Raw genomic sequence first — 24,296 nt, 5'->3', positions numbered from 1 at the left:
GAGAGTGGACGGTGAGTACGTGATCGCCCGTCGAACCGCTTCGGGGGAGCCATTGGAAGTGGTGATGGATAGCCATCTGCGAAGCCTGAATAATGATATTCCGATAGCAGATACTTTGCCCGGCCAGCCAGTGCATATCACCGTGGAGTTCGGAGCCCCGAGGGAGACCAGTACCGTCACCTCAATCTGGCGTATCGAAGATGAACATGGGCAGCCTTGCTACGGGCCAGCATTCATCCTGCATGTGATTGTCAACGTCATGGCGCGCTGAAAGCAGCCCTACTTGCGCCCCTCTGCCGCCATCCGCACCGCCAAGCCCATCAATACCGACCCCATCAGCCAGCGCTGCAGCACCTGCCAACCAGGCCGGGTGACGAAGAACACCGCGATGGAACCTGCCATGCAGGCAATCACCGCGTTGACGCTCACGCTGATAAGAATCTGCAGGGAGCCCAGCGCCAGGGATTGCACCAGCACACTGCCATGACCGTTCGGGTCGATGAACTGGGGCAGCAACGACAAATACATCACCGCCACTTTGGGATTGAGCAGGTTGGTGACCAGCCCCATGGTAACCAACTTGCGCGGGCTGTCCTTGGGCAAGTCGCGCACCTGGAATGGCGAGCGCCCACCCGGCTTGACCGCCTGCCAGGCCAGGTACACCAGATACAGCGCCCCGCCGAGCCGCAGCGCGTCGTAGGCAAACGGCACCGCCATCACCAACGCCGTGATACCCAGCGCCGCGCACACCATATACACCACAAACCCCAGCGCCACCCCGCCCAGGGAAATCAACCCGGCCGTGCGCCCCTGGCAGATGGAGCGGGAAATGAGGTAGATCATGTTCGGCCCCGGTGTCAGTACCATGCCGAGTGAAATCAGGCCGTAAGCGAGCAAGCTGGACATATCAGGCATGGATTGGCTCCTGGTTTTTTAAGCTGCCAGCGTGAAATCCTTCGCCGACGCGGTCGTGTTGAGCGTCATGCTAGGGGCTTGCAGGCCCAGGCGTTAGATACAGATCCGCAAGCAAAACGTCATACACCGACGGCACCACTTACTCAGGACAGGCACATGATCGACTTCAACAACAAAGGCTTCTTCAAGCTCAAGCAAAACAACGAATACGCCGAACGCGTAGCGGCCCTGCTGCTGGACGGCGAAGAAGTGGTCGACGCGTACAAGGCCATGCGCGACGGCGTCGTGTTCACCACCAAACGCATCATCGCGGTTAACGTGCAGGGAATTACCGGCAGCAAGAAGGACTTCACCTCATTGCCGTACAAGAACATCGTGGCGTACTCGGTGGAAACGTCCGGGACGTTTGATCTTGATTCGGAGTTGGAGATTTACTTTTCGTCGTTGGGGAAGGTGAAGTTCGAATTCACTGGCAAGACCTCGATCGTGGAAATCTCCCGGCTGATTTCCAAGCACCTGCTGAGTTGATCCACAGGCATAAAAAAGACATTGGCGTTTCAAGGTCTTTTTTATTGTGGTTCAACTGATACACATCGCTCAAAATGTGGGAGCTGGCTTGCCTGCGATGCCCTTTAAGGAAAAATCACAGCCGCTGATTCACTTAATACTCGGACACATTTTCATTCCCGCCACCTACTCAAACGCCTGCAATACCAAACCGCCCCACTGAACGCTGCTCCCAAAAACCACAACCCCATTCCCAACCAACCAAAGCCCAAAATTCCTGCTCTGATCCGCATCCCCTTGATAAAACGGCCCAAAATACGCAGACACGACCACCACCAAACCGTTAAACACTCCGAGCGCCACTACAACCACCCCGACGACAAACACCACGCCCTTAACCAATTTCATATGATCTTCCAAAACCAGATCTCCCTGGACTCGTGATAGTCCGAGAACGTCCCCTCAATCGTAAATCCCAGCTGGATACGCGGATAACTCAGCCAATCCGTCAACCGCCGTCCATTCCAAAGGTCAATGTGGTCACCGCTGCGATTGCCAAACGTCTCATTCCCTCGGCGCCAAGAACCTTTGAAAAAGATAATGCCTTGCTGCCCCGCCAACACTTCTTCGAAATCCTCAGGTTTTATCTTTTTCGGCCGCTGCAAGCCGGGGATATTCGCGCCATTTAGAGCTTTGGCCATTTCCTCAGCCGCCAGCACATGGCCCTCACTCTTGGCATGCTGCCAACAATAGCGCACGCCTCTCAATCTGCTCAGGTCGGCGCCTGACCTGCGCAGTGCTACGCCCAGGTTAATGGCGCATTGGTCACTGAAATTTTTGGCGCCGTTGGTTCTACAAGGGGCGGCGTCTCCGAAAATTTCCGGGTGGTTTTTCCATAGGGAGTTGAACGTCAGCATTAAGCGCTTCCATCGCGTATTTTTCACACGAACGTAGCAAACGCTTTGCCGATAATGGTGAGGTCAGGCGCAAATCAGAACGGTCCTACTTGTGTGTAGGCTTTTGATGCAGGCTAACGCTCACACTGTGCTTTTTTGTAGGAGCGAGCTGCTCGCTCCTACAGAGGACAGAGGACGGTGATGCGTGCCAGCCTGGGCATCTCACTTGGGCTGGAATGTCTCCAGATACGCCAGGATATTTTCAATCTTCTCCTGGTCACTGATCCCCCAGAAGATCATCCGCGTGCCACTGACCACCGACTTCGGATCTTCAATGTAGGCCGCCAGTTTTTCCCGCGTCCACACCACGCCCGAGTTCTTCATCGCATCCGAATACTGATAGTCCTGAGTGGTACCGGCAGGCCGGCCAATGATGCCGTTCAGTTCCGGGCCAAAACCACCCCGCGCCCCCTCACCAATGCTGTGGCAGCCGCCGCAGGTCTTGGTGAACAATTTGCCGCCCGCCTCGGCGTCGCCCGCAGCGAACGCGGGTGCGGCGATAACGGTCAGGGCGAGGGTCAATAACACATACTTCATTCACGTCTCCCTATCGGCTATTGCCTTGGATTATGCCTGTTCGACTGGCCTTTCTCCCAGCCGCTGCACCAGACGCACCAGATACCCGTCCGGGTCTTGCACGATGAACTGGCGCTGCCCGGCCTCCACGTCACCGGCTCGGTACCAGGCGTCCTCTACATCGCGGAACAAGGGCCAGCCGATCTGCGCCAAGCGTTGCAGGATGGGTGCTACGGCGGGAACATCGATTTGCAGGTTGATGCCGCGCCCGAATGGGGGCTGCAACGGTGCGGTAAGCCACTGGCCGGCCTCGGGGTCGTATTGTTCGAGCATGATTTGCGCGCCGTTAAGGTCGAGGTAGGCAAAGCCTTCTTCTGCGCGCTGATAGGCAATAGCGAAACCTAACTGTTCGATCCAGAACGCCAGGCTCGCGCCAAGGCGGGTGACGATCAGTTCAGGCACGAGTGGGTTACGGTTGAACATGGCATTCCTTGGAGGGCAGGGTGGCGTTCACCTTAACGGATTGTCGTGCCCATGGCTCACAAGCAGCCAAATGACCACCCATCGTTTAAAAAACATCCAATCGAACCTATATACCCAACCCCTACTCCACCTTACTGAACCCCTGATGGTGGAGTAAGGATCATGGCTCAGCCATCGATTTTGGTATTGGAAGACGACGAGATCATTCGGGCGTTGATGGTGGATGTGCTGGAAGACTTTGGTGCGGTAGTGACATCGTTTGCATCGGCAGACGAAGGGATGATTTACCTGGAGCGCGGCGATGACCCGGTGGATTTGATTGTCAGTGATATTCAAATGCCCGGCTTGCTCAATGGTTATGACTTGAGCCGTGTCGTCGCCCACCGGTGGCCTGAAGTACAGGTAGTGCTGACCTCAGGTAATACGAAAATCGCCGCCGAGCTGGGCAGTTCCGTGCGGTTTCTGCCCAAGCCCTGGAGTACCGACCACTTGCTTGAGTGCGTGCAGACAGCATTGACGCACTAGCGCCAGTCCCGGGATTGATAGCAGCGCGATATCATTTCAACCGAACTTGAGGGCTAGTTCTGCGGTCATGTAAGGTGCAGGGAGCGACTTTTCTGATCCGCTGGTCAGCCTTTTCGCTTCTGCGTTCAGCTGACGACAATGAGTCGTGTAGAATCGTCGCCCATTTTCACGCGTCATTCATGGCCGACAGGCCCACAGTTCGAGCTCATTGAATGCATTCACAGGCCCATGACGTTAGTGCGCCCTCCTTGTTGGAAACGTTGCGCACGGGCACGGGCCTGCTGCATGTGGCGTTGGAACAGCGCCTGCCGTTTTTTTCCGAGCGCCTGGATGCCCAGTGGTATCGGCGCTTGCTGCAGGCGTACTACGGCTTTTATCAGCCAATGGAAGCGGCGCTGTATGACTGCGGTTTGATTCCCGACGGATATGAGTCTGCGTTGCGTGTGAAAACGCCAACCCTGGTCCATGACCTGCACGCGCTCGGCCTGACTGAGCACGCCATCCATGACCTGCCTCGCTGTACCCAGCTCCCCGTATTAGACACACCGGCTGCGTGCCTCGGCGCCCTGTACGTGCTGGAAGGCGCAACCCTGGGCGGCCAAGTGCTGCGCCGGGAAATAGCCCTGCGCCTGGATGTGAACGCCGACAACGGCGGTGCCTTTCTCAATGTATACGGCGCCGAGACCGGACGGCGCTGGAAAGATTTCCTCGATTATCTGGGCCGCCAGCCACTGGATACAGATGCCGCCGTGCGCGCGGTGATGGCGGCCCGCTCGACATTCAGCGGCTTTGAGCAATGGCTCGACAGCCAGGAGGTATTGCTATGAAACCCGAAGATTTTGAAGAGCTGCTTGCCAACTGCGCCGACGAACCCATTCGTTTTCCGGGGGCCATCCAGCCCCACGGCGTGCTGCTGACCTTGTCGGAACCTGGCCTGAACATCATTCAGGTAAGTGCCAACGTCGGTACGTTGTTCGGCCACGCCCCCGAGGCGCTGTTGGATCAACCGTTGCACAGATTGATTGGCGAGGAGTACGCCCAGGCCGTGCAAACCATGGCCGAGGACAGCGCATTCCTGGACTCGCCGCCCCTGCTGATAACCTTCAAGGGTGAGCAGTTCGAAGGCCTGTTGCATCGCCATCAGGGCGTGTTAGTGCTGGAATTCGAACCACGGCTCAAGGATTTCAAACCCCGAGCGCACAGTGGCCGCACCAGCGACCTGGGCAAGATGCTGCACCGCCTGCAATCGGCAAAGACCTTGGAGGCGCTCTACGCCATCACCGTCAACGAAATCCAGGCCATGACCGGTTATGACCGGGTGCTCATCTATCGCTTCGAAGAGGAAGGCCATGGTCAGGTGATCGCCGAGGCCTCGGCGCCGTCCATGGAATTGTTCAACGGGCTGTTCTTCCCCGCGTCCGACATCCCCGAGCAGGCTCGCGAACTGTATCGCACCAACTGGCTACGGATCATCCCGAATGCATCCTACGAACCGGTACCGCTGGTGCCCAAATTGCGCCCGGACACCGGGCAGCCTCTGGACCTGAGCTTCGCCACCCTGCGCAGCGTGTCGCCGATTCACTGCCAGTACATGCAGAACATGGGCGTGTTGTCGTCCATGAGTATTTCACTGATGAAGGGCGACAAACTCTGGGGCCTGATCAGTTGCGGCAACCGTGAGCCGCTGCTGGTGCCCAACGACCTGCGCATGGCCTGCCAGACCATCGGCCAGGTGCTGTCATTGCAGATCAGTGCCATGGAGGCCCTGGAGCTGAGCCGCCAGCGCGACGAGAAAGTCGAAGCGCTGGCGCTGCTGGATCGGGCGATGAAAGCCTCTGCCAATAACGTATTCGACGGCTTGGCCCAGCAAGGCCGACTGCTGATGGACCTGACCCTCTCCGGCGGCGTGGCGATCATCGAAGACAAGCAATTACACCGCTACGGCAACTGCCCGGAACCGGCGCAGATACGCGCGCTGCACAAGTGGTTGCAGGGCGACGGCGCACCGGTATTTTCCAGCCATAACCTGGCCTCGGTTTATCCGCCGGCCGCCGAATACCAGAGCGTGGCCAGCGGCGTGCTCGCCATGAGCTTGCCCAAGCCTGTGGATAACGGGGTGCTGTGGTTTCGCCCGGAAGTCAAAGAGAACATCCACTGGAGTGGCGACCCGCAGAAGCCGCTGAATCTGGAGACCTGCGACGCGGGCATGCGCCTTCGCCCACGCACCTCGTTTGAAATCTGGAAAGTGGAAATGGCTGGTATCTCCACCAAGTGGAGCCATGGCGACCTGTTTGCCGCCAACGATTTGCGCCGCTCGGCCCTGGAGAACGACCTGTCCCGCCAAGTGCTGCGCGAGCAACAAGCGGTGCGCGCGCGGGACGAGCTGGTCGCGGTGGTTTCCCACGACCTGCGCAACCCCATGACCGTCATCTCCATGCTCTGCGGCATGATGCAAAAAGCCTTCAGCTCCGATGGCCCCCACACTTCACGGCGCATTTCTTCCGCCATTGACACCATGCAACAGGCTGCCGGGCGCATGAACGTGTTGCTGGAAGACTTGCTCGACACCTCGAAAATCGAAGCCGGGCGCTATGTGGTCAAGCCGGTGGCGCTGGACGTCAGCCAGATTTTTGAAGAGGCGTATTCGCTGCTGGCGCCCCTGGCCTCGGAAAAGGGCATCGACCTGTCGTTCAATGTCGAGCCTGGCCTGCAAATCAAGGCCGACCCGGAGCGCTTGTTCCAGGTGCTGTCGAACCTGATCGGCAATGCGATCAAGTTCACTCCGCGCCAGGGCAACATCGGCATCAGCGCCATGAGCGCCGGCGAGGAGATTGTATTTTCGGTGCGCGACTCCGGTGAGGGCATTGCGCCGGACGATTTGCCCCATGTGTTCGATCGCTATTGGACCCAGACTGAAAACAACCCCACCGGCAGCGGGCTGGGGTTGTATATCACTCAAGGCATCGTTAAGGCGCATGGCGGCAGGATCGAAGCCGAGAGCAAGCAGGGCCAGGGCAGCGAGTTTCGATTTACCGTACCGAAGGTGACGATTGAGGCAAACAACTGAGCCATTTGCCGGCAGGGGCAACCATATTGCCCCTGCTGCCCCATAACCGAGAACGGAAAACCAAACATATACTCATACAACATTGTATTTCTTTAACAAAGTTTCAAAATAAAACAACCAAAATTCAACAATAAAACCAACTCCCCCATCACAAACAGAAACATAGAACACCTCGCAAAAAACACCGAACCCCACTAACTTACGCCGAGCACTGTTACAGGGAAGAACATGCCATGTAAACCATGCCATTAATAGTGAGGCGTTACCGTGTTCAATTCTATCGGTTTTAATCCCGTCAATACTTACATTTCCCAATCCGCCCCCGACCAAGACACCCAAGCCAGCGAGAAGGTCAACTCACGCTCGAAACGAAGCCTCGATCAAATCGCTCCCGATAATTCGATTAATGACAATGGGGTCACCGCAGACAGAGGCGGCAGACGTAATGGTGGTGGCTTGGACAGTCTCGGCAAAGGCCATGTTCTTTGAGTAAACTTACTTAAGCGCAACTACTAAATAAGTAGCGCCCAGGGCGCTGCTTATTCATTAATAGCCACAACATATTACTGTCTGACGTTCGTTGACGAAATGCCGACATTTTCAGCGTTATACTGAGTGCTTGTCTTGTTAGTGAGCCGATCGCGTCATGCCTGAACTGCAGTCACTTCCCCCCGTACTTGCCGGCCCGTTGCTGCGCCGCCTGGAACCAAAGCGTGTGGTGCTATGGCTGGTGGCGAGCCGGGAACTGAAGCTGGTTATGAGGCTGCAGCACGCTCAGGGATCAACGCTGGATATTCACCTTCATGCACATTGTCAGATCGTCCCCGTCGGGCGCCATTCGTTTATCCACTTGATCGATGTGCCCCTGACTGACGCCCTGCCTCTGGATGTAAACATCCACTATGACCTGTTTATTGACGGCTGCGGAATAGCCCAGTGGGCACCCCATCTGCTGTACGCAGGTGCCACGCTGCCCGATTTCGTCGTGCATGGGCGCATCCACCAACTGGTCCACGGCTCCTGCCGCAAGCCTCACCATCGCGCTGATGACGGGTTGCTGTGCATTGATCGTCTGCTGGCGCAAGCTCCCACCGTGGCACAACGCCCCGCCTTGCTGATGATGAGCGGCGACCAGGTCTACGCCGACGACGTCGCGGGGCCCATGCTGCGGGCAATTCATGAATTAATCGCGCGCCTGGGCCTGTTCGACGAATACCTGGAAGGGGCCGTGGTTGACGACAGTGCCGCCCTCTACGGGCATCGCGCCAGCTATTACCATCGCGCCGACCTGCTCCCCGCGCTGGACAGTAACGAGACCTTGCGTGAGCGCTTTTTCGGCGGCGTGAAGAAACCGATTTTCACCAGCAGCACCGCCGATAATCACCTGGTGACCTTTGCCGAAGTGATCGCCATGTACCTGCTGGCCTGGTCGCCCACACCGTGGACACTGATCTCCCCCCAACCGCCGCAGCTGAGCGCGCAAGAACAGCAGCGCTATGCCCGCGAACAGATACAGATCGATCAATTTCGCAGTGGCCTTCCAGGGGTCGCCCGGGTATTCGCCCACCTCTCGACCCTGATGATCTTTGATGATCACGACATCACCGATGACTGGAACCTCAGCGCCCAATGGGAAGAAACTGCCTACGGCCATCCCTTCTCCAAACGCATCATCGGTAATGCGTTGATGGCCTATCTTTTATGCCAGGGCTGGGGCAACCAGCCCGAGGTGTTTGGCGAACTGGTGAGCCAAACCCAGGCACTTGCCAACCAGGCGCAAGACAACCACCTGGACGCCACACAGCAGGATGAGCTAGTCACCACGCTGCTGAAATTCCAGCAGTGGCACTACGTATTGCCCACCACCCCGGCGCTGGTGGTACTCGACACCCGCACCCGACGCTGGCGCAGCGAGTTCACCCTCAAGCAACCTTCCGGCCTGCTGGACTGGGAAGCCTTGAGCGAACTGCAACAAGCGCTACTGGACCACCCGTCAGCCATCATTGTCTCGCCCGCGCCGGTCTTTGGCGTCAAGCTGATCGAGACGGTGCAGAAGGTTTTCAGCTGGTGTGGCTTCCCACTGCTGGTGGACGCCGAGAACTGGATGGCCCACCGCGGCGCTGCCCAAGTGATTTTGAATATCTTCCGCCACTCGCGCACGCCGGGTAACTACGTGATCCTTTCCGGTGATGTGCATTACTCGTTTGTCTACCAAGTGCTGATCCGCCACCGCAACGGCGGCCCCAATATCTGGCAAATCACCAGCAGCGGCATCAAGAACGAGTTCCCGCCGCGCCTGCTGGAATGGTTCGACCGCCTCAACCGCTGGCTCTACTCCCCGCGTTCGCCGCTTAACTGGTTTACCCGCCGCCGCACCATGCAGGTGGTGCCCTATATTCCAGAGCACGCCGAAGCGGGTGAGCGGCTGTGGAACTCGGCGGGCATTGGCCAGTTGTTTTTCAATGAGCAGGGCCAACCGCAAGCCATTTACCAGCACAACGCGGATGGGAAGCCTCGAACAAAGATGATGGCGCCAGAAAAATAGCGTTTCGCCACTCGTCAAAAGCAGCACACCTGCCCTATTCAAAGCGCGCAAGCGCCGATGTACAGTAGCGCCAGCCACGGAGTATCGGCGTCAACCATGACTGGCCTTGGGCGCCAGCCCCCGCAGGAAGCGTGCAGATGGACGATACATCCGGCAAAGAACCGCTACGCCATGAGGTTTCCGACCTTAACGTCGACCTGTTGCACGCCATCATGGAGTTGGTCAGTGATGGCATCTGGGACTGGAATGCCAATACCGGCTTCGTCTACCGCAATCCCGGCTGGTACGAAATGCTTGGCTACTCCCACCACTCCCTGGAAAACAGCGTCTTCACCTGGGAGAACGTGATCCACCCCGAGGATTACCCTCGCGTGATGACGGTGTTCGATGACTACATCAGCCTACGCGCCGCTCATTACCGGGCCGAATACCGTTGTCGCAAAAAAGACGGTACGTACCTCTGGATCGAGGACCGCGGCTACGTCATTGCCCGCAACCCCGACGGTTCCGTGGCGCGCATGGTCGGCGCACACCGCGATATCCATACGCGCAAATGCTCCATCGAACAGTTGCAAAAGCGCAACCAGTCTCTGGAAGCGCTGGTCGCGGAGCGCACGCTTGAGTTGTCGCGCGTCAACCAGCAACTGCAATTGCAACTGGACGAAAACCGCTCTTTGGCCGAGCGGGACGCCCTGACGCGCATCGCCAACCGGTACCGCCTGGAAAAAGTGCTGCTGGAGGAATGCGACCGCGCCGAACGCTTCCGCCTGCCCCTGGCACTGGTGGCCATGGATGTCGATGACTTCAAGCCGATCAATGACCAATACGGCCATGGCGTCGGCGACCAGACCCTGATACGGGTAGTGGAACATCTGGAAGCCTGCGTACGCAAAAGCGACTTGCTGGCGCGCTGGGGCGGCGATGAGTTTATGGTGGTGCTGCCCAAAAGCAGCCTGGACGAGGCCAAAGAGTTGGCCGAAAGGATTCGCCATAAAATCAAGGAGGCGGCCCCCGTGGGCGCCTTGAACGTTACCCTGAGCCTGGGCGTGGTGGAGCGGCGCATGGGCGAGTCCCCGGCTGCGCTGATGGCGCGGGCCGATCAAGCCTTGTACCGATCCAAGGCGGCGGGCAAGGATGGGGTGTCGGAATAGTCGCAGCTCCTTCCAAGGTGGAATGACACGGCGACTTTATTTCGTTTGCGGCAAGGCCGGGCGCGCGGCTTAGATAGCGCTGCGCCCACCACTGCCGAGTCCCAGAGCCATGAGTCACGCTAGCATCAGCCAGTCGATTTCCATCGTTCACCCCATAAGCCTCAGTCACGGTAAAAACGCCGAGGTCTGGGACACTGCAGGCAAGCGTTACATCGACTTTGTCGGGGGTATCGGCGTGCTCAACTTGGGCCATTGCCACCCGGCCGTGGTGGCGGCCATTTGCGAGCAAGCGGCCCGGCTCACCCATTACGCGTTCAACGCCGCACCGCATACGCCCTACATCGAGTTGATGCAACGCCTCAGCGCCTTTATCCCGGTGGGTTACCCCGTCAGCGGCATGCTCACCAACAGCGGTGCAGAAGCGGCAGAGAACGCTTTGAAGATCGCCCGTGGTGCCACTGGTCGCACGGCGGTGATCGCCTTCGACGGTGCCTTCCATGGGCGCACCCTGGCGACCCTCAACCTCAATGGCAAGGTCGCGCCCTACAAGCAGAAGGTCGGCGTACTGCCCGGCCCTGTGTATCACCTGCCCTACCCCAGTACCGATAACGGCATGACCTGCGCCGACGCGCTGAAGGCGATGGAGCGTCTGTTCAGCGTGGAAATCGACATAAACGATGTGGCCTGCTTCATCATCGAGCCGGTGCAGGGCGAAGGCGGTTTTCTAGCCTTGGACACTGAGTTTGCCCAAGCCTTGCGACGCTTCTGCGACCAGCACGACATCCTGCTGATCATTGATGAAATCCAGTCGGGTTTTGGTCGCACCGGCCAGCGTTTCGCCTTCTCGCGCCTGGGCATCGAGCCGGACCTGCTGCTGCTCGGCAAAAGCATCGCCGGCGGCATGCCGCTGGGGGCAGTGGTCGGGCGCAAGGCGCTGATGGACAACCTGCCCAAAGGCGGCCTGGGCGGCACCTACTCCGGTAACCCCGTCGCCTGCGCGGCGGCGCTGGCGACTCTTGAGGTGATGAGCGACAAAAACCTGCACGCCTGGGGCGTCGCGCAGGAGGCCGCGATTGTGGGTCGCTATGAAGCCTGGCGCGCGCAGCAACTGTCGCCCTACCTGGGCCGCCTCACCGGTGTCGGCGCCATGCGGGGCATTGAACTGGCCCACGCCGACGGCACACCCGCTCCCAAGCAACTGGCGCAACTGCTGGAGCTGGCGCGAGAGGCTGGCTTGCTGCTGATGCCCAGCGGCAAGTCGCGGCACATCGTGCGCTTGCTGGCCCCGCTGACCATTGAACCTGCGGTGTTGGAGGAAGGCCTGGATATCTTCCAGGCGTGCCTCACACAGCTGGACGAATAGCGGGCTGCCTTGACCTGATCCCCTCACCCGCTGAAAATGCCCGACGTTTTTTTGTCTCTCCGCATACTACGCAGTGAAATTTTAATGTCTGATTCCTACACCGAAAAATCCGCCGAAGAATCCGTAGTCGCCCTGTACGCCAAAGCCGAATACGAAAACGCCATCAATCTTTCACAGCATGTGCCAGCCGCCAAGATCATCAGCGAGATGGTGCTGGACGCGTTTCACACCTCCAAGGAAAGCGACCAGATCCGCGAGCTACGCGTTGCCATCCGCCAGGCCCACGATGCCTTCGACGATGACAAAGCCTATGACCTGATGGGCCAGCTCAAGCAATTGAAAGACGCCGAAGCCGCAGACAACGCCGCCCTGGAACACCTGAGCAGCCAGTTCTCGATCAGCCGCATCCTGTCCAGCTTCAAGGACGATCCCGAGTTCCAGGAATTGGTCTATGGCCTGGCCCTCAAAGTGCTTAACCAGTCGCACCAGGCCATCAGCAACCCGAGCGCCGGCAAGGGCAAGGCTGCACGCGCCAAGAAAGACACCGAAGTGTTTGTGATCAGCAAGGATGGCATCAGCGTCACCTTGCCGCTGCGCACGCCGCGCTCCAAGCTCAATGTGGACCGCGAAGCGCTGGAGTTCCTGGGTTTCACCTTTGTGGGCGAAGGCAGCGAGGCGGAACTTGCGAGCGAAACCTTCATCGACAACAGCGGCGCCGAGCAACCGGTCACGCGCAAGAGCATCGTGACCGCGCTGCAACAGCAAAGCGCCTTTGACGGCTACGCCATCGCCGCCCAGTAAGTACTGACGCAACCAGGCGCGCGTGCAAGGCGCAGCGCCGGTTGCCGTCTACGCCTCTTTATTCCACAACACCGCCGAGCTTTTCATCATCCCCACGGCGATTGCGAACAGCAGCAACACACAGCCTGCCAGCAGCCACGGTGACGGCAAGGTTGGCCGGGCCAGCAACATGAACGCCAACGAGGGCGCGATCATCACGCCGATGTTGACGCCCGCCGAGTAGTAGCCAAGGTTGCGGCCCACGCTGTCGCGGCTGGAAATGCTGCTGACGTAGTGGGTGATCGCGGGGAACACAATCATCTCGCCCAGGCTCCACAACACCGTAGCAAGCACCAACAGCGCGCCGACCTGACCAAAGCCCATCAAGAAGAAACCGCAGCCTGCCAGCAACAGGCCAATGATCAGCGAGCGACTGCTCGACAAGTGCGCCATGCGCAGGTTGATCGGCACTTCAAACACAATCACTAGCAACGCATTGATAAAGAAGATGATGCCCACGTAATAGGCCGGCAATTGGGTGTAGTTGATGATGTACGCCGACAGAAAAGTCGGCGGTAATGCGTAAGCCACGTGCACCGGCAGCGCTGCCAACAGGATCACCAGCAGTCGCGAACGCTCATGAGCCGCCACCTCGGGCAAGCCCTCGCCTTTGACGGCGACAGGTACGCCTTGGGTGGCCTGCCGAGACCGACCAAACCGCAGGCAGGCGGCGAAGGCCAGCAGGGACAGCACGGCATTGATGTAGAAGACCGCGTCGGCATTGCTGAGGAAGATCAAGCTGCCCAGTAGCGGCCCGATGGCCATGCCGATGTTGATCGCCAATCGGTTGCAGGAAAACGCCACTTTGCGTGACTCAAGATTACTGTGAGCCACTGTCTCGGAGAACGCGGCCGGTGTGAAGGCTTCGTAACAGGCCCCCCAGAGAAACGACAACAGGAACAGCGCGAGCAGGTTATCCACCGAGGGAATGACCAGCAGCAACACCGCGTTGAACAACAACGAACCGAGAATGACCCGGTTGGCCGAAAACCGCTTGATCACGGCGCCGATGATCAGGTCGGTACACAGGGCGCCCGCGCCATACACGCCGACCAACAGGCCTGCCGTGCCTGCCGATATCGCGTGTTGATGAATCAGGTACGCCGCGTAAAAAGGAAACGCCAGGGTGCCCGTGCGGAACACCAGCGTGATCATGAACAATGCTTGCAACCGAGCATTAAGGCCGCGCAAGGCGTGAAAAGTACCCATCAGCGCAGCACGCTGGCACAGGTGTGGAGCAAAGCTGCAGAGCGGCTCATCCGGATGTCCTTTCGCAATGGCGGCGCCGGTGTGTCCGGCGCCAAACTCCATAGCTGGGCAAACTAATGCAGCACTGTGCGGCGAACAAGCTACCCATTTGGACAGGTAGGCGGTGATTGCGGCCTCAGGCCGGGTGGCGGATATAGCCCAATTGCAGGGCCTTGCCGATTGCTGATTTGCCGTTGCTGACCTGCAATTTGCCGAAGATATTCTTCATATGAAACTTGACCGTATGGGAGGTCATCGACGTCAGGAGTGCCACTTCGTTGTAGGTCTTGCCCAGGCTGACCCAGGACAATACTTCGGTTTCCCTTGGGGTCAGCACCGTCTGTTGTTCGACAGGCGCCGCGTGATCTTCCAGGGCCTCGTCGTACATCGAGACCAACAGCATCTGCAGTTCACTTTGATGGGCCAGCACGGTCTCGCGAAATTGCCGATGTTCGCCGAAGCTGCACAGATTGAGCACCGAGTAGAAGCCGCGATTGCCATGCACGATAAAACTGGCGCCCTCGCCAACGGGTTTGTAGGGGCCCGGCACCGGCACCGCCTCATCGGCCACGGCCAGCAGGTGTTCATCACTCCAGAAAAATGGTTTGATCCGCGTACGGGTCAATGAAACCAGCTCGCCACGCCGGTAGAAATCGTCGGCCGTGTCGGAAGGCTCCATGGCCTCGGGGTAATTGGACACAATCTGCGCCTGGTCCAGCGTCGGCCCACACTGGTAGACCTCGAAGTGTCCCAGGCCACGGCGGCTCAGCTCGGTATCGAGCAAGCGGTGCATATCCTCGGGCAGCATGGGCGATTTCTTATCGGGTTGGCCATTAGGTCGCACGGGTGTCTTCCTTGATCATTCAACCCGGTCGAGCATGCAGCATGCCTGGCTTACCTGTCCAGGCAACGGATGCAAACCCAGGGGCTAGACCTGCGCCGCGAACGCCTCGCGAAAGCGCTCCATCTCCTGCTCATTACCCACCGTCACCCGCACCCACTGCGGCCAGTCCTTCCACACCCGCCCGACCAGTACATTCCGTGCCGCCAACTGCTCAATCACCTGCTCTGCCGGGCGCTTCACGTCGATCATGAAGCAGTTGCTGTGGGAAACGGTGCAGGTAAAGCCCCGGCCCTCGAGCCAGGCGATCGTCTCATCGCGCAACCTGGCATTGAGCGCTCTGCGTTGGCCCACCAGTTGCGCGTCTTCCAGGCTCGCACGGGCGGCCAGCAAGCTGGCGCCGGCCGGGACGTTGTCGCCGCCGAACACGGCCAACCGCTCCAGTAGCGCCGGGTGGCCGATCGCCAGGCCCAGGCGCGCACCGGCCATGCCATAGATCTTCGAGAAGGTACGCAGTACCAGCAGGTCGTGGTGTTCCTTGACCCAACTTACGCAACTGGGGGCGTCGCAGAAGTCGATATAAGCCTCGTCCACCACCAGCACGCTGCCCTTGGGTTTATTCACCAGAGCGTGGCGGATAGCCTCGGTCGAGGTGAGCGTACCGGTAGGGTTGTTGGGGTTGCACAGGTACAGCATGCCGGCCTGTGGGTCCGCGGCGAGCATGGCGTGCACATCGTGGGCATGCCGGGCGTCGAGGTTAACTTCATGCACCGGCGCCTTGATCGATTCGGCCGCCTGGCGCGGTACTTCGTAGGACGGCGTGGCCATCACCAGGCCGCGGGTCTGGCTGGCGAACGCCAGCACCGCGTAACGCAGGGCAGCCATCGAGCCGGCAAATACCCCGATGTTTTCTTCGGCGATGCCCTGTTGCTCGGCAAACAACGCGGCCAATGCATACATGTCCGGGTAAGGGTAACGCCCGGAGGCTGCAATCGCGCGCTGCATCGCCTGGCGAGCCGCGTCTGAAGGGCCGTAGGGGCTTTCGTTGTAATTGAGTAGTACCTTGTCAGATTTCGTCGGCGCCGGGCTGGCAAGCGCCCAACTGAGCTGCCCCAACACAGGCAGGGCCGCGCCCAGGGCGAGAAGGGATCGACGACTGACACGCACCATGGTGACTACTCCTTGTAGAGGCGCGAGGGATTCGCGCTGGCCGTTCAGAAGAGTATGACGAGAAAGCCGTTGCCTGATTTACCACCGAGGCGTATCCCTGCACTCAGTACTTTATTGTTGTAGCGGGCGCATGCAACACTTTCACTGCCGCGAACCGTCAAGAACGGGTTCTGCCGGCATGGACTGATGACTAAATGGAAGTGGTGAGCACTTGATACACAGACGGGAAAAAACCGAGCACTTGAAGAGCAACATCAAGTACTTGATCAAGAGTCGTGGCGAAACCCAGCTTTCGTTAAGCAGTGCCGCCGGCCTGACCAGGACCACCATCTATAACATCCTGGAAGGCAAGGTCGTTAACGTACAGCAGTCGACGATACGCAAGATCTCTGACTTCTTTGGCGTCTCCTACGAAGAAATCGAGACGATCAGTTTTGAAGCCAAGGAAGTCATCGAGAGCAATGTTTCCCCACTGGGTAACAAGAACCCGGCGGCAGTGCCTGTGCTCAAGGAAAGCCTGCTCATGCAAAGCCTGGGCAAGCGCATCGGTGAGCTGGCCACGCTTCATCCGCTGACCTACTACTTTGGCAGCGCCTGCAACCTGATCGGCGTGCGCCTGGAGCACGGGATTCCCGGCCTCAATGAACCGGGGGACTTGCTGATCGTGCAGAAAGGCTCGTCGAGCGACGATAAAGAAAAACTGGTGTACGACCGCGCCACCAAGAAGCTGTTCATCACCCTCGAACCCTGCGGGAACTCAGAGCGTTTGTGTGTCATCGGCGACATCCTTGAGGAGCGCTTCAATGACAACGTCTGAGGGCGCCGTGGAAAACAGCAAATACAAGTTGCTGGGCTTTGAAAACGACAAGCGCCTGGCGGTGATCATGGTGATCGCCACGGGCAAGGTCCTCAAGATCAAGCTGAGTGAAGTGCTCAGCAGTGAAATGATGGACAACTTCAACAAGATGGAAATCAAGAACCTGTACAAGAAGTTCTACTCTCAAGGCGGAACGCTGACCGCCTACGATATAAACGACCGCAATGAAAACTCCTGGATGATCTACATCATCCTGAACTTGCTGCTGTTCACCTTCTATATCTTCACCAGCATTGCCGCGACCAAACCGATTTACCTGGAGTCGTTGGGCATCATCGTCACGCCGGGCACGTTCCTGTACCCGCTGACCTTCTTGATCGTGGACTTGCTCAACGAGAATTTTGGCTTGCGCCTGGCCAGGCGAGCCATTCTGTTTGCGTTTGCCAGCAACGCGATGATCATCATCCTGCTGTATGGCTCCACGTTCCTGCCAGGGCTACCGGGCTGGAAGCTGGATGGGCCTTATACCGACGTGATCCTGCAAGTGTCGTCGGTGCTGGTGGCCTCTTCGGTCTCGTTCCTGGTGTCGGAGAATATAAATTCCTACTTGCTGTGCAAGATCAAGGAGCTGACCAACTCCAGGTATCTATACCTGCGGATATTCCTCAGTACGTTCTTTGCGGTGATTATCGACAGCTTCCTGTTCTGCTTTATCGCCTTCTACGGGGCGATGCAGACCAGCGACATCCTCAGCATGATCTATGTACAGATCGCGATCAAAGTCGGCTTCGCGTTCTTCAATATCCTGCCCGCCTATGGCGCACGCTCATTGTTCAAACGCTATCAATAATCCTGTAGGAGCGAGCTTGCTCGCGAAGAACGTCAACGATCACGCAGCGCATCTGGTGGAACGCGGCGCTCTCAGGTTTTTCGCGAGCAAGCTCGCTCCTGCAAGGGTTATTTGAGTTGCAACTTGTGCTTGAGGCTCTGCATGACAGGTGTCTTGTTCTGCAGGTAGTCATTCAAGCCCCGAGCGCGCAGGTTGCACGCGTCACACTCGCCACAGCCGGTACCGATGATGCCGTTGTAGCAAGTCAGCGTCTGCTCGCGCACCAGCTCCAGTTGCCCGTGGTAATCGGCCAGGGCCCAGGTCTCGGCCTTGTTCAGCCACATCAACGGCGTGTCCAGGCGCACGTCGTATTCCATGCCCAGCTTGAGGGCCTGGTTGAGTGCTTTGACAAACTCATCCCGGCAATCGGGGTAGCCTGAGAAGTCGGTTTCGCACACACCGGTGATGACGGTCTCGGCCTTCACTTGATAGGCGTAGATCGCAGCCAGGGTCAGAAACAGGATGTTGCGCCCCGGCACAAAGGTGCTCGGCAGGCTTTCACCCGAGCTGTTCACGGTCGGCACCGGGATGTTGTCGCGCGTCAGGCTACTGATCGCCAGCTCATTGAGCAGGGACACATCCATCACTTTGTGCACAGTGGCACCCAACTGCTTGGCCAGCTTCTGGGCCACTTCGATTTCTGCCACATGGCGCTGGCCGTAATCAAAGGTAATGCAGTGCACTTCGTCATACAGCGGCAGGGCCTGGATCAGACAGGTGGTCGAATCCTGCCCGCCACTGAAGACCATCACGGCTTTTTTACTCATTGCATTGCTTCCTGCATTTGTAGAATGGGGGGTAGGAGCGAGCTCGCTCGCGAAAAACGTCAACGATAACGCAGCGTATCCGGTTTAGCGCAGCGCTCAATAAAAAACCCCGCGCGACTTTCGAAGGCGGGGCTTTTTTACTGCAAGACCACTCAGTGGGCGTAGGTCAGCAACAGCTCTTTCGGCACTTGGAAATCCAGGGACATCATCACGCTGAGCGCGGTGATGGTGAAAATCGAGAACACGAACAGCTTGCGCGCCCAGACGGTGTCATCCACCGCCTTGTAGCCGGTCCAGGCCATGTACAACCAGTACATACCCATCGCGGCGGCGACGGCGAGGTAGCTCATGCCGGCGTAGCCACTGAAGGTCAACATCAAGGTCGCCACGAGGAAGGCCAGGATGTAGAGCAGGATGTGTTTCTTGGCCACCTGGATGCCACGCTTGACCGGCAATACCGGAATCGACGCAGCCAGGTAGTCATTGAAGCGGAAAATCGCGATGGCGTAGGAATGCGGCATCTGCCACAGGCTGAACATCACCAGCAGCGTCAGCGCGGCCATGTCGAAGCTATTGGTCACAGCTACATAACCAATCACCGGCGGCATTGCCCCCGACAGACTGCCCACCAGCGTGCCGTGAACCGACTTGCGCTTGAGGTACAGGCTGTAGAGGCCGACGTAGATGACAAAACCGATCACGGCAAACAGCGCCGCCAACGGGTTGGCCACCTTGTACAACAGGGCCACACCGGCAACACCCAGGACGGTCGCATAGATCAGTGCCAGCTTCAGGGAGATGAGGCCCTGGACCAGCACGCGATTCTTGGTGCGCTCCATCTTGATGTCGATGTCACGGTCGATGCAGTTGTTGAATACGCAACCGGAAGCAACCACCAGGGACGTACCGATCATTGCAGCCAGGAAGATGGCCAGATCGACATGTCCCTTGGAGGCCAGGAAGAAACCGCCCGCCACAGAAAGCACGTTACCGAAAATGATCCCCGGTTTGGTGATTTGGATAAAGTGCTTAAGCGACATCGGGTCTTACCTCACTTCGCCATCATGTAGGTGTGGATGCTGAACATGATCCACAGCGACAGACCAACCAGCAGAACGATCACCAGGCCTGCGAACACAAACGCGATCACGTTCTCGCGCTGCTCTTTGGAGCGGTCCAGGTGCAGGAAGTACACCAGGTGAACCAGAACCTGAATCACCGCGAACGCCAGGACGATCATCAAGGTGATCGACTTCGGCAAGGTTGGGTACATCACCAGGCCGAACGGGATCAGGGTCAGGATGACCGACAGGATGAAGCCGATGGCGTAAGACTTTACGCTGCCGTGGCTCGAATCGTGGCTGTCATGGGAGTGTGCATTAGCCATTACAGAGTCCCCATCAAGTAAACGACGGTGAATACGCAGATCCAGACCACGTCCAGGAAGTGCCAGAACAGGCTCAGGCAGCTCAGGCGGGTCTTGTTGGTGTTGGTCAGGCCGTGCTTATTGACCTGATACATCATCACTGCCATCCACAGCAGGCCAGCGGATACGTGCAGACCGTGGGTGCCGACCAGCGTGAAGAACGCCGACAGGAAACCGGAACGGTGCGGGCCGTAGCCTTCGGAGATCAGCAGGTGGAACTCGTTGATCTCCATGCCGATGAAGCCCAGGCCGAACAGGAAGGTCAGGCCCAGCCAGCTCAGTACGCCCTTCTTGTTGCCCTTGTAGAAGGCCAACATGGCGAAGCCGTAGGTGATCGAACTGAACAACAGCAAGGCGGTTTCGCCGAGCACGTAAGGCAGTTCGAAGATGTCGTGGCCCGACGGGCCACCCGCTACGTTGTTTACCAGCACCGCGTACACCGCGAAGATCGACGCAAACAAGATGCAGTCGGTCATCAGGTAGAGCCAGAAACCGTAGACGGTTATCGGCCCCGAGTCGTGGTGGTGGTCATCGTGCCCATGGTCATCGACATGGGCGTGTCCAGCATTGGTCACTAAGTTCGACATGGTTTAAGCCTGTTCCAACGAGGTTTCTACACGGTTGGCCGGGATCTTCTTCTCGGCTACCAGGCGAGCGTGTTGCTCGGCTTCGATGCGTTCGATCGTTTCGACCGGCACCATGTAGCCTTGATCATCACGGGCAGCGTGAATGATGAAGTAACCGATAGTGCCCACCAGGCTCGCGATTGCCAGCCACCAGATGTGCCAGATCATCGCGAAACCGAACACGGTCAACAGCGCACCCATCACCACGCCAGTGGCGGTGTTGTTTGGCATGTGGATCGGCTCGTAGTGCTTGGGCTTCTGGTACGCAGTACCGTCTTCCTTGGCTTCGGTGAACGCATCAATGGTGTTCGCAGTAGGGATCACGGCGAAGTTGTAGAACGGTGGTGGCGACGAGGTCGACCATTCCAGGGTGTGGCCGTTCCATGGGTCGCCGGATTCGCACATGTTCTGCTTGCGATCACGCACGCTGACGTACAGCTGGATCAGCTGGCAGGCGATACCCACAGCGATCATCACCGCACCGAACATGGCAACGTACAGGTACGGTACCCACTCAGGGTTGGTGGTGGCGTTCAGACGACGGGTCATGCCCATGAAGCCCAGTGCATAGAGCGGCATGAACGCGACGAAGAAGCCCGAGATCCAGAACCAGAACGCAGCCTTGCCCCAGCCTTCGTGCAGCTTGAAGCCGAACGCTTTCGGGAAGTAGAAGCTGAAACCAGCGATGTAGCCGAATACAGCACCACCGATGATCACGTTGTGGAAGTGGGCGATCACGAACAGGCTGTTGTGCAGCACGAAGTCAGCACCCGGGATGGCCAGCAGTACGCCGGTCATGCCGCCGATGGCGAAGGTCACCATGAAGCCCAGGGTCCACAGGACCTGGCTGGTCATGCGCAGACGACCGTGGTAGATGGTGAACAGCCAGTTGAATAGCTTCACCCCCGTCGGGATGGAAATCAGCATCGTCGCCAGGCCGAAGAAGGCGTTGACGCTGGCCCCCGAACCCATGGTGAAGAAGTGGTGCAGCCAAACCATGAAGCCCAGTACGGAGATCGCGCCAGAGGCGTAGACCATCGAGTGGTGACCGAACAGGCGCTTGCCGGTAAAGGTCGAGATCACTTCGGAGAAAATACCGAACGCTGGCAGGATCAGGATGTACACCTCAGGGTGACCCCATGCCCAGAACAGGTTCACGTACATCATTGGATTGCCACCAAGTTCATTGGTGAAAATGTGGAAATCCAGGTAACGGTCAAGCGACAGCAGCGCCATGGTAGCGGCCAGGATCGGGAACGAAGCCACGATCAGCACGTTTGCCCAGGTGCAGGTCCAGGTGAAGATCGGCATGTCCATCAGTTTCATGCCAGGGGCGCGCATTTTCAGGACGGTGGCCAGGAAGTTGACCCCCGTCAATGTCGTCCCGAGCCCTGATAACTGTAGCGCCCAGATGTAGTAGTCCACACCCACGCCCGGACTGTATTGCAGCCCCGACAATGGCGGATACGCAACCCAACCGGTCTTGGCGAATTCGCCGACGCCCAGGGAAACGTTGATCAGCACCACGCCGGACACCAGCAGCCAGAAGCTCAGGGAGTTCAGGAACGGGTAGGCAACGTCACGCGCACCAATCTGCAGCGGCAAGGCAAGGTTCATCAAGCCGGTGAAGAAAGGCATCGCCATGAAGATGATCATGATCACACCGTGGGCGGTGAAGATCTGGTCATAGTGTTCAGGTGGCAGGTAGCCAGGCGAACCCTCGGTGGCCATGGCCAACTGGGTACGCATCATGATGGCGTCGGCAAAACCACGCAGCAGCATGACCATGGCAACGATGACGTACATGACGCCGATTTTCTTGTGGTCGACCGAGGTCAACCACTCGGTCCACAGGTAGGACCACTTCTTGAAATAGGTGATACCCGCAACCAGCGCCAAACCACCCAGCGCGATCATGGCGATAGTCACCATTACGATCGGCTCGTGGAATGGGACCGCGTCCCAACTTAATTTACCAAACATCGTTTACTCCTCTGCCCCAGCAGTTGAATGCGCGCCCGTATCAGAACCTTCAACCACGGCCACTTCTTTCTTCTCGTGCTTGACCGGCTTGCCTGGCTTCATACCTTCGTACTTGTCGACGATTTTCTGAAACAGGTCCGGCTCATACGCGGAGTACAAGGCGACAGGGTTGTTCTGGCTCGGTTTGGTCAGAGCGTCGTATTCAGCTTGATCAAGCTGTTTAGGTGCGGCCTTGACTGCAGCTACCCAGGCGTCGAAATCTTCCTGGCTTGTCGAGATCGCTTTGAATTTCATGCCGGTGAAGCCAGCGCCGCTGTAGTTGGCGGAGATGCCTTCCATTTCAGCTTTCTGGTTGGCGATCAGGTGCAGGCGGGTCTGCATGCCTGCCATCGCGTAGATCTGGCCACCCAGTGCAGGGATGAAGAACGAGTTCATCACGGCGTCGGAAGTGATCCGGAAATTAAGCGGGGTGTGCTCCGGGAAGCGGATCTCGTTGACAGTGGCGATACCCAGGTCCGGGTAGATGAACAGCCACTTCCAATCCAGCGCGACCACCTGGATGTTCACAGGCTTGACGTCGGACTCCAGCGGACGATACGGGTCCAGCGCGTGGGTCGACTTATAGGTGACGTAACCCAGGGCGATGATGATGAGGATCGGAACCAACCACACCGCGATCTCGATCTTGGTGGAGTGCGACCACTTCGGCGCATAGGTGGCGCTGGTGTTGGACGCGCGGTATTTCCAGGCGAAGGCGAAGGTCATCACGATCACAGGCACCACAACCAGCAGCATCAGCAGGGTAGCGGTGATGATCAGGTTTCGTTCATCCAGACCGACCTGTCCTTTTGGGTCGAGCAAGGTCCACTTGCAGCCTCCCAGCATTAACATCATGCCAAGCAGCGGCAAAAAGCCTAGTAATCGGGGGTACCTGTTTTTACTCATCTCACGACCTCTAAAGCAGCTTGCGCAATGCAGTTGGGTTTTGATCGCCAACACTTCACCCTGCCAAGGGTTGGCATTTCTCTTCGATTGAATAAGAGCCTGCCCGACACGTCATGACTGTACGTTTCACGGACCTGCAGTGAGTTCTTATTCGATTTCGTGGCTAAAGGCCTTGTTACAGACCAATTCCATTTGGTGCGGATAGTTGAAAGGCTGCCGGAACCTGGGGTCGCATTGAGCCTTCCATCTGCTCCTCGACCGCTCCAATGCTCAAATATTGAACAGCACCGGACATTCAGTGCGGGCGATTGTAGTTAGCTAGCGATGTATAAACCATGTCTTATAGAGAAATAATTTTTATCGATTCCAGCAACAATCCTTCACCAAAGTTGCAAAGATTCGCGATCTTATCGCGTTCGATTCTCAACAAAAACCACAAAAATTGCCGTGTTATTGGGCACAGTGCCACTTCCCTTACGGCCTGTAAGGGCATGCCGAGGGTATCCAAGTGCCCATAAAACAAGGCATTCATAGATGCTTCAGGGATTGGGGCCGCATACGAATCGGGCCGCCGTGGGAACCACGAACTGACAGCACAATTTGTACGTGGGGTGCAAATCCAAGGGCCGATTTGGCGGGTCAGAAACGTCCTGCGACAACGTTCATGTGACAACATGTCGCACGCTGCGCGCACCTTCCGTTGCCCCTCGTCACGG

25 protein-coding genes are annotated in these 24,296 nt (G+C 58.0%); 11 read left to right on the top strand and 14 right to left on the bottom strand.

Features of this window, described 5'->3' with window-relative positions; genetic code table 11:
* Positions 1-271: NBR1-Ig-like domain-containing protein (locus HU730_RS26555; protein WP_254914220.1), on the top strand; the 271-nt coding region annotated here is incomplete at its 5' end.
* 8 nt (positions 272-279) lie between these two features.
* Here the strand turns inward: HU730_RS26555 and HU730_RS26550 are convergent.
* A complete protein-coding gene (locus HU730_RS26550) occupies positions 280-915 on the bottom strand; it encodes a LysE family translocator (protein ID WP_186527666.1) in 636 nt (211 codons plus the stop codon).
* 156 nt (positions 916-1,071) lie between these two features.
* Between HU730_RS26550 and HU730_RS26545 the strand changes: the two genes are divergently transcribed.
* Complete coding sequence (locus HU730_RS26545; protein WP_014719840.1) at positions 1,072-1,443, top strand: PH domain-containing protein; 372 nt, start codon at positions 1,072-1,074, stop codon at positions 1,441-1,443.
* 165 nt (positions 1,444-1,608) lie between these two features.
* On the opposite strand, the gene HU730_RS26540 is transcribed toward HU730_RS26545, so the two are convergent.
* The 4 genes from HU730_RS26540 to HU730_RS26525 all read right to left on the bottom strand — a co-directional run bounded on the left by HU730_RS26540 (position 1,609) and on the right by HU730_RS26525 (position 3,377).
* Positions 1,609-1,830 (bottom strand): hypothetical protein, encoded by a 222-nt coding sequence (locus HU730_RS26540; RefSeq protein WP_186527665.1) that lies wholly within the window; start codon positions 1,828-1,830, stop codon positions 1,609-1,611.
* On the bottom strand, positions 1,827-2,339 hold the full coding sequence (locus tag HU730_RS26535) for a type VI secretion system amidase effector protein Tae4 (RefSeq protein ID WP_186527664.1): 513 nt from the start codon (positions 2,337-2,339) through the stop codon (positions 1,827-1,829). The genes HU730_RS26540 and HU730_RS26535 overlap by 4 nt, the downstream gene beginning before the upstream one ends.
* Before the next feature lie 201 nt (positions 2,340-2,540).
* Positions 2,541-2,915, bottom strand: a complete 375-nt coding sequence (locus HU730_RS26530) for a cytochrome c family protein (RefSeq protein WP_034128041.1) — start codon at positions 2,913-2,915, stop codon at positions 2,541-2,543.
* Between the two features lie 30 nt (positions 2,916-2,945).
* Positions 2,946-3,377 carry a VOC family protein gene (locus HU730_RS26525; protein WP_072435022.1) on the bottom strand — a complete coding sequence of 144 codons (432 nt, stop codon included), beginning with the start codon at positions 3,375-3,377 and terminating at the stop codon, positions 2,946-2,948.
* Positions 3,378-3,539: 162 nt separating this feature from the next.
* Here HU730_RS26525 and HU730_RS26520 point away from each other — a divergent pair, with 162 nt between their 5' ends.
* From HU730_RS26520 to HU730_RS26490, 7 genes are all read left to right on the top strand, one after another.
* Positions 3,540-3,902 carry a response regulator gene (locus HU730_RS26520; RefSeq protein WP_003194033.1) on the top strand — a complete coding sequence of 121 codons (363 nt, stop codon included), beginning with the start codon at positions 3,540-3,542 and terminating at the stop codon, positions 3,900-3,902.
* A gap of 212 nt (positions 3,903-4,114) precedes the next feature.
* Entirely contained in the window at positions 4,115-4,729 is a 615-nt protein-coding gene (locus HU730_RS26515) for a biliverdin-producing heme oxygenase (RefSeq protein ID WP_034128043.1), read from the top strand.
* Positions 4,726-6,969 (top strand): ATP-binding protein, encoded by a 2,244-nt coding sequence (locus HU730_RS26510; RefSeq protein WP_057975057.1) that lies wholly within the window; start codon positions 4,726-4,728, stop codon positions 6,967-6,969. The genes HU730_RS26515 and HU730_RS26510 overlap by 4 nt, the downstream gene beginning before the upstream one ends.
* Before the next feature lie 646 nt (positions 6,970-7,615).
* Complete coding sequence (locus tag HU730_RS26505; RefSeq protein ID WP_096143350.1) at positions 7,616-9,514, top strand: alkaline phosphatase D family protein; 1,899 nt, start codon at positions 7,616-7,618, stop codon at positions 9,512-9,514.
* A 137-nt stretch (positions 9,515-9,651) separates the two neighbouring features.
* Positions 9,652-10,665: a sensor domain-containing diguanylate cyclase gene (locus tag HU730_RS26500; protein WP_034128718.1), complete on the top strand. Its 1,014-nt coding sequence runs from the start codon at positions 9,652-9,654 to the stop codon at positions 10,663-10,665.
* 109 nt (positions 10,666-10,774) lie between these two features.
* Positions 10,775-12,028 carry an aspartate aminotransferase family protein gene (locus HU730_RS26495; protein WP_186527663.1) on the top strand — a complete coding sequence of 418 codons (1,254 nt, stop codon included), beginning with the start codon at positions 10,775-10,777 and terminating at the stop codon, positions 12,026-12,028.
* 84 nt (positions 12,029-12,112) lie between these two features.
* Positions 12,113-12,829, top strand: coding sequence for a hypothetical protein (locus HU730_RS26490; RefSeq protein ID WP_034128720.1), 717 nt, complete (start codon positions 12,113-12,115; stop codon positions 12,827-12,829).
* Positions 12,830-12,877: 48 nt separating this feature from the next.
* Here the strand turns inward: HU730_RS26490 and HU730_RS26485 are convergent, their stop codons facing one another.
* The 3 genes from HU730_RS26485 to HU730_RS26475 all read right to left on the bottom strand — a co-directional run bounded on the left by HU730_RS26485 (position 12,878) and on the right by HU730_RS26475 (position 16,127).
* Positions 12,878-14,077: an MFS transporter gene (locus HU730_RS26485; protein ID WP_169918863.1), complete on the bottom strand. Its 1,200-nt coding sequence runs from the start codon at positions 14,075-14,077 to the stop codon at positions 12,878-12,880.
* 175 nt (positions 14,078-14,252) lie between these two features.
* Entirely contained in the window at positions 14,253-14,924 is a 672-nt protein-coding gene (locus HU730_RS26480) for a LuxR C-terminal-related transcriptional regulator (protein ID WP_152612701.1), read from the bottom strand.
* 120 nt (positions 14,925-15,044) lie between these two features.
* Positions 15,045-16,127, bottom strand: a complete 1,083-nt coding sequence (locus HU730_RS26475) for a pyridoxal phosphate-dependent aminotransferase (protein ID WP_186527662.1) — start codon at positions 16,125-16,127, stop codon at positions 15,045-15,047.
* 211 nt (positions 16,128-16,338) lie between these two features.
* Between HU730_RS26475 and HU730_RS26470 the strand changes: the two genes are divergently transcribed.
* Both HU730_RS26470 and HU730_RS26465 read left to right on the top strand, forming a co-directional pair.
* Entirely contained in the window at positions 16,339-16,944 is a 606-nt protein-coding gene (locus HU730_RS26470; RefSeq protein WP_080757657.1) for a helix-turn-helix transcriptional regulator, read from the top strand.
* Positions 16,931-17,794 (top strand): queuosine precursor transporter, encoded by an 864-nt coding sequence (locus HU730_RS26465; RefSeq protein ID WP_014719862.1) that lies wholly within the window; start codon positions 16,931-16,933, stop codon positions 17,792-17,794. Before HU730_RS26470 ends, HU730_RS26465 begins: the two co-directional genes overlap by 14 nt.
* Before the next feature lie 107 nt (positions 17,795-17,901).
* Here HU730_RS26465 and queC read toward each other — a convergent pair whose 3' ends face one another.
* From queC to cyoA, 6 genes are all read right to left on the bottom strand, one after another.
* Entirely contained in the window at positions 17,902-18,600 is a 699-nt protein-coding gene (gene queC / locus HU730_RS26460) for a 7-cyano-7-deazaguanine synthase QueC (RefSeq protein ID WP_044268318.1), read from the bottom strand.
* Between the two features lie 152 nt (positions 18,601-18,752).
* Complete coding sequence (cyoE, locus tag HU730_RS26455) at positions 18,753-19,640, bottom strand: heme o synthase (protein ID WP_003194050.1); 888 nt, start codon at positions 19,638-19,640, stop codon at positions 18,753-18,755.
* A gap of 11 nt (positions 19,641-19,651) precedes the next feature.
* Positions 19,652-19,987, bottom strand: a complete 336-nt coding sequence (gene cyoD / locus HU730_RS26450; protein ID WP_003194051.1) for a cytochrome o ubiquinol oxidase subunit IV — start codon at positions 19,985-19,987, stop codon at positions 19,652-19,654.
* Complete coding sequence (locus tag HU730_RS26445; RefSeq protein WP_003194052.1) at positions 19,987-20,613, bottom strand: cytochrome o ubiquinol oxidase subunit III; 627 nt, start codon at positions 20,611-20,613, stop codon at positions 19,987-19,989. Before HU730_RS26445 ends, cyoD begins: the two co-directional genes overlap by 1 nt.
* A 3-nt stretch (positions 20,614-20,616) precedes the next feature.
* Positions 20,617-22,635 (bottom strand): cytochrome o ubiquinol oxidase subunit I, encoded by a 2,019-nt coding sequence (gene cyoB, locus HU730_RS26440; protein ID WP_003194053.1) that lies wholly within the window; start codon positions 22,633-22,635, stop codon positions 20,617-20,619.
* Between the two features lie 3 nt (positions 22,636-22,638).
* Entirely contained in the window at positions 22,639-23,580 is a 942-nt protein-coding gene (gene cyoA / locus HU730_RS26435; RefSeq protein WP_054896962.1) for a ubiquinol oxidase subunit II, read from the bottom strand.
* Between the last annotated feature and the right edge of the window lie 716 nt (positions 23,581-24,296).

This window comes from Pseudomonas sp. SWRI22, assembly GCF_014268395.2.
Taxonomy (GTDB): Bacteria; Pseudomonadota; Gammaproteobacteria; order Pseudomonadales; family Pseudomonadaceae; genus Aquipseudomonas; species Aquipseudomonas paracarnis.
Note: the sequence above shows the minus strand (reverse complement) of the source record. Positions and strands in the feature narration are given on the sequence as shown.

Excerpts from the sequence above, each read along its gene's own strand:
- HU730_RS26550 (WP_186527666.1), bottom strand. The coding sequence starts at position 915 with ATGCCTGATATGTCCAGCTTGCTCGCTTACGGCCTGATTTCACTCGGC.
- HU730_RS26545 (WP_014719840.1), top strand. The coding sequence starts at position 1,072 with ATGATCGACTTCAACAACAAAGGCTTCTTCAAGCTCAAGCAAAACAAC.
- HU730_RS26540 (WP_186527665.1), bottom strand. The coding sequence starts at position 1,830 with ATGAAATTGGTTAAGGGCGTGGTGTTTGTCGTCGGGGTGGTTGTAGTG.
- HU730_RS26535 (WP_186527664.1), bottom strand. The coding sequence starts at position 2,339 with ATGCTGACGTTCAACTCCCTATGGAAAAACCACCCGGAAATTTTCGGA.
- HU730_RS26530 (WP_034128041.1), bottom strand. The coding sequence starts at position 2,915 with ATGAAGTATGTGTTATTGACCCTCGCCCTGACCGTTATCGCCGCACCC.
- HU730_RS26525 (WP_072435022.1), bottom strand. The coding sequence starts at position 3,377 with ATGTTCAACCGTAACCCACTCGTGCCTGAACTGATCGTCACCCGCCTT.
- HU730_RS26520 (WP_003194033.1), top strand. The coding sequence starts at position 3,540 with ATGGCTCAGCCATCGATTTTGGTATTGGAAGACGACGAGATCATTCGG.
- HU730_RS26515 (WP_034128043.1), top strand. The coding sequence starts at position 4,115 with ATGCATTCACAGGCCCATGACGTTAGTGCGCCCTCCTTGTTGGAAACG.
- HU730_RS26510 (WP_057975057.1), top strand. The coding sequence starts at position 4,726 with ATGAAACCCGAAGATTTTGAAGAGCTGCTTGCCAACTGCGCCGACGAA.
- HU730_RS26505 (WP_096143350.1), top strand. The coding sequence starts at position 7,616 with ATGCCTGAACTGCAGTCACTTCCCCCCGTACTTGCCGGCCCGTTGCTG.
- HU730_RS26500 (WP_034128718.1), top strand. The coding sequence starts at position 9,652 with ATGGACGATACATCCGGCAAAGAACCGCTACGCCATGAGGTTTCCGAC.
- HU730_RS26495 (WP_186527663.1), top strand. The coding sequence starts at position 10,775 with ATGAGTCACGCTAGCATCAGCCAGTCGATTTCCATCGTTCACCCCATA.
- HU730_RS26490 (WP_034128720.1), top strand. The coding sequence starts at position 12,113 with ATGTCTGATTCCTACACCGAAAAATCCGCCGAAGAATCCGTAGTCGCC.
- HU730_RS26485 (WP_169918863.1), bottom strand. The coding sequence starts at position 14,077 with ATGGGTACTTTTCACGCCTTGCGCGGCCTTAATGCTCGGTTGCAAGCA.
- HU730_RS26480 (WP_152612701.1), bottom strand. The coding sequence starts at position 14,924 with ATGCTGCCCGAGGATATGCACCGCTTGCTCGATACCGAGCTGAGCCGC.
- HU730_RS26475 (WP_186527662.1), bottom strand. The coding sequence starts at position 16,127 with ATGGTGCGTGTCAGTCGTCGATCCCTTCTCGCCCTGGGCGCGGCCCTG.
- HU730_RS26465 (WP_014719862.1), top strand. The coding sequence starts at position 16,931 with ATGACAACGTCTGAGGGCGCCGTGGAAAACAGCAAATACAAGTTGCTG.
- queC (WP_044268318.1), bottom strand. The coding sequence starts at position 18,600 with ATGAGTAAAAAAGCCGTGATGGTCTTCAGTGGCGGGCAGGATTCGACC.
- cyoE (WP_003194050.1), bottom strand. The coding sequence starts at position 19,640 with ATGTCGCTTAAGCACTTTATCCAAATCACCAAACCGGGGATCATTTTC.
- cyoD (WP_003194051.1), bottom strand. The coding sequence starts at position 19,987 with ATGGCTAATGCACACTCCCATGACAGCCACGATTCGAGCCACGGCAGC.
- HU730_RS26445 (WP_003194052.1), bottom strand. The coding sequence starts at position 20,613 with ATGTCGAACTTAGTGACCAATGCTGGACACGCCCATGTCGATGACCAT.
- cyoB (WP_003194053.1), bottom strand. The coding sequence starts at position 22,635 with ATGTTTGGTAAATTAAGTTGGGACGCGGTCCCATTCCACGAGCCGATC.
- cyoA (WP_054896962.1), bottom strand. The coding sequence starts at position 23,580 with ATGAGTAAAAACAGGTACCCCCGATTACTAGGCTTTTTGCCGCTGCTT.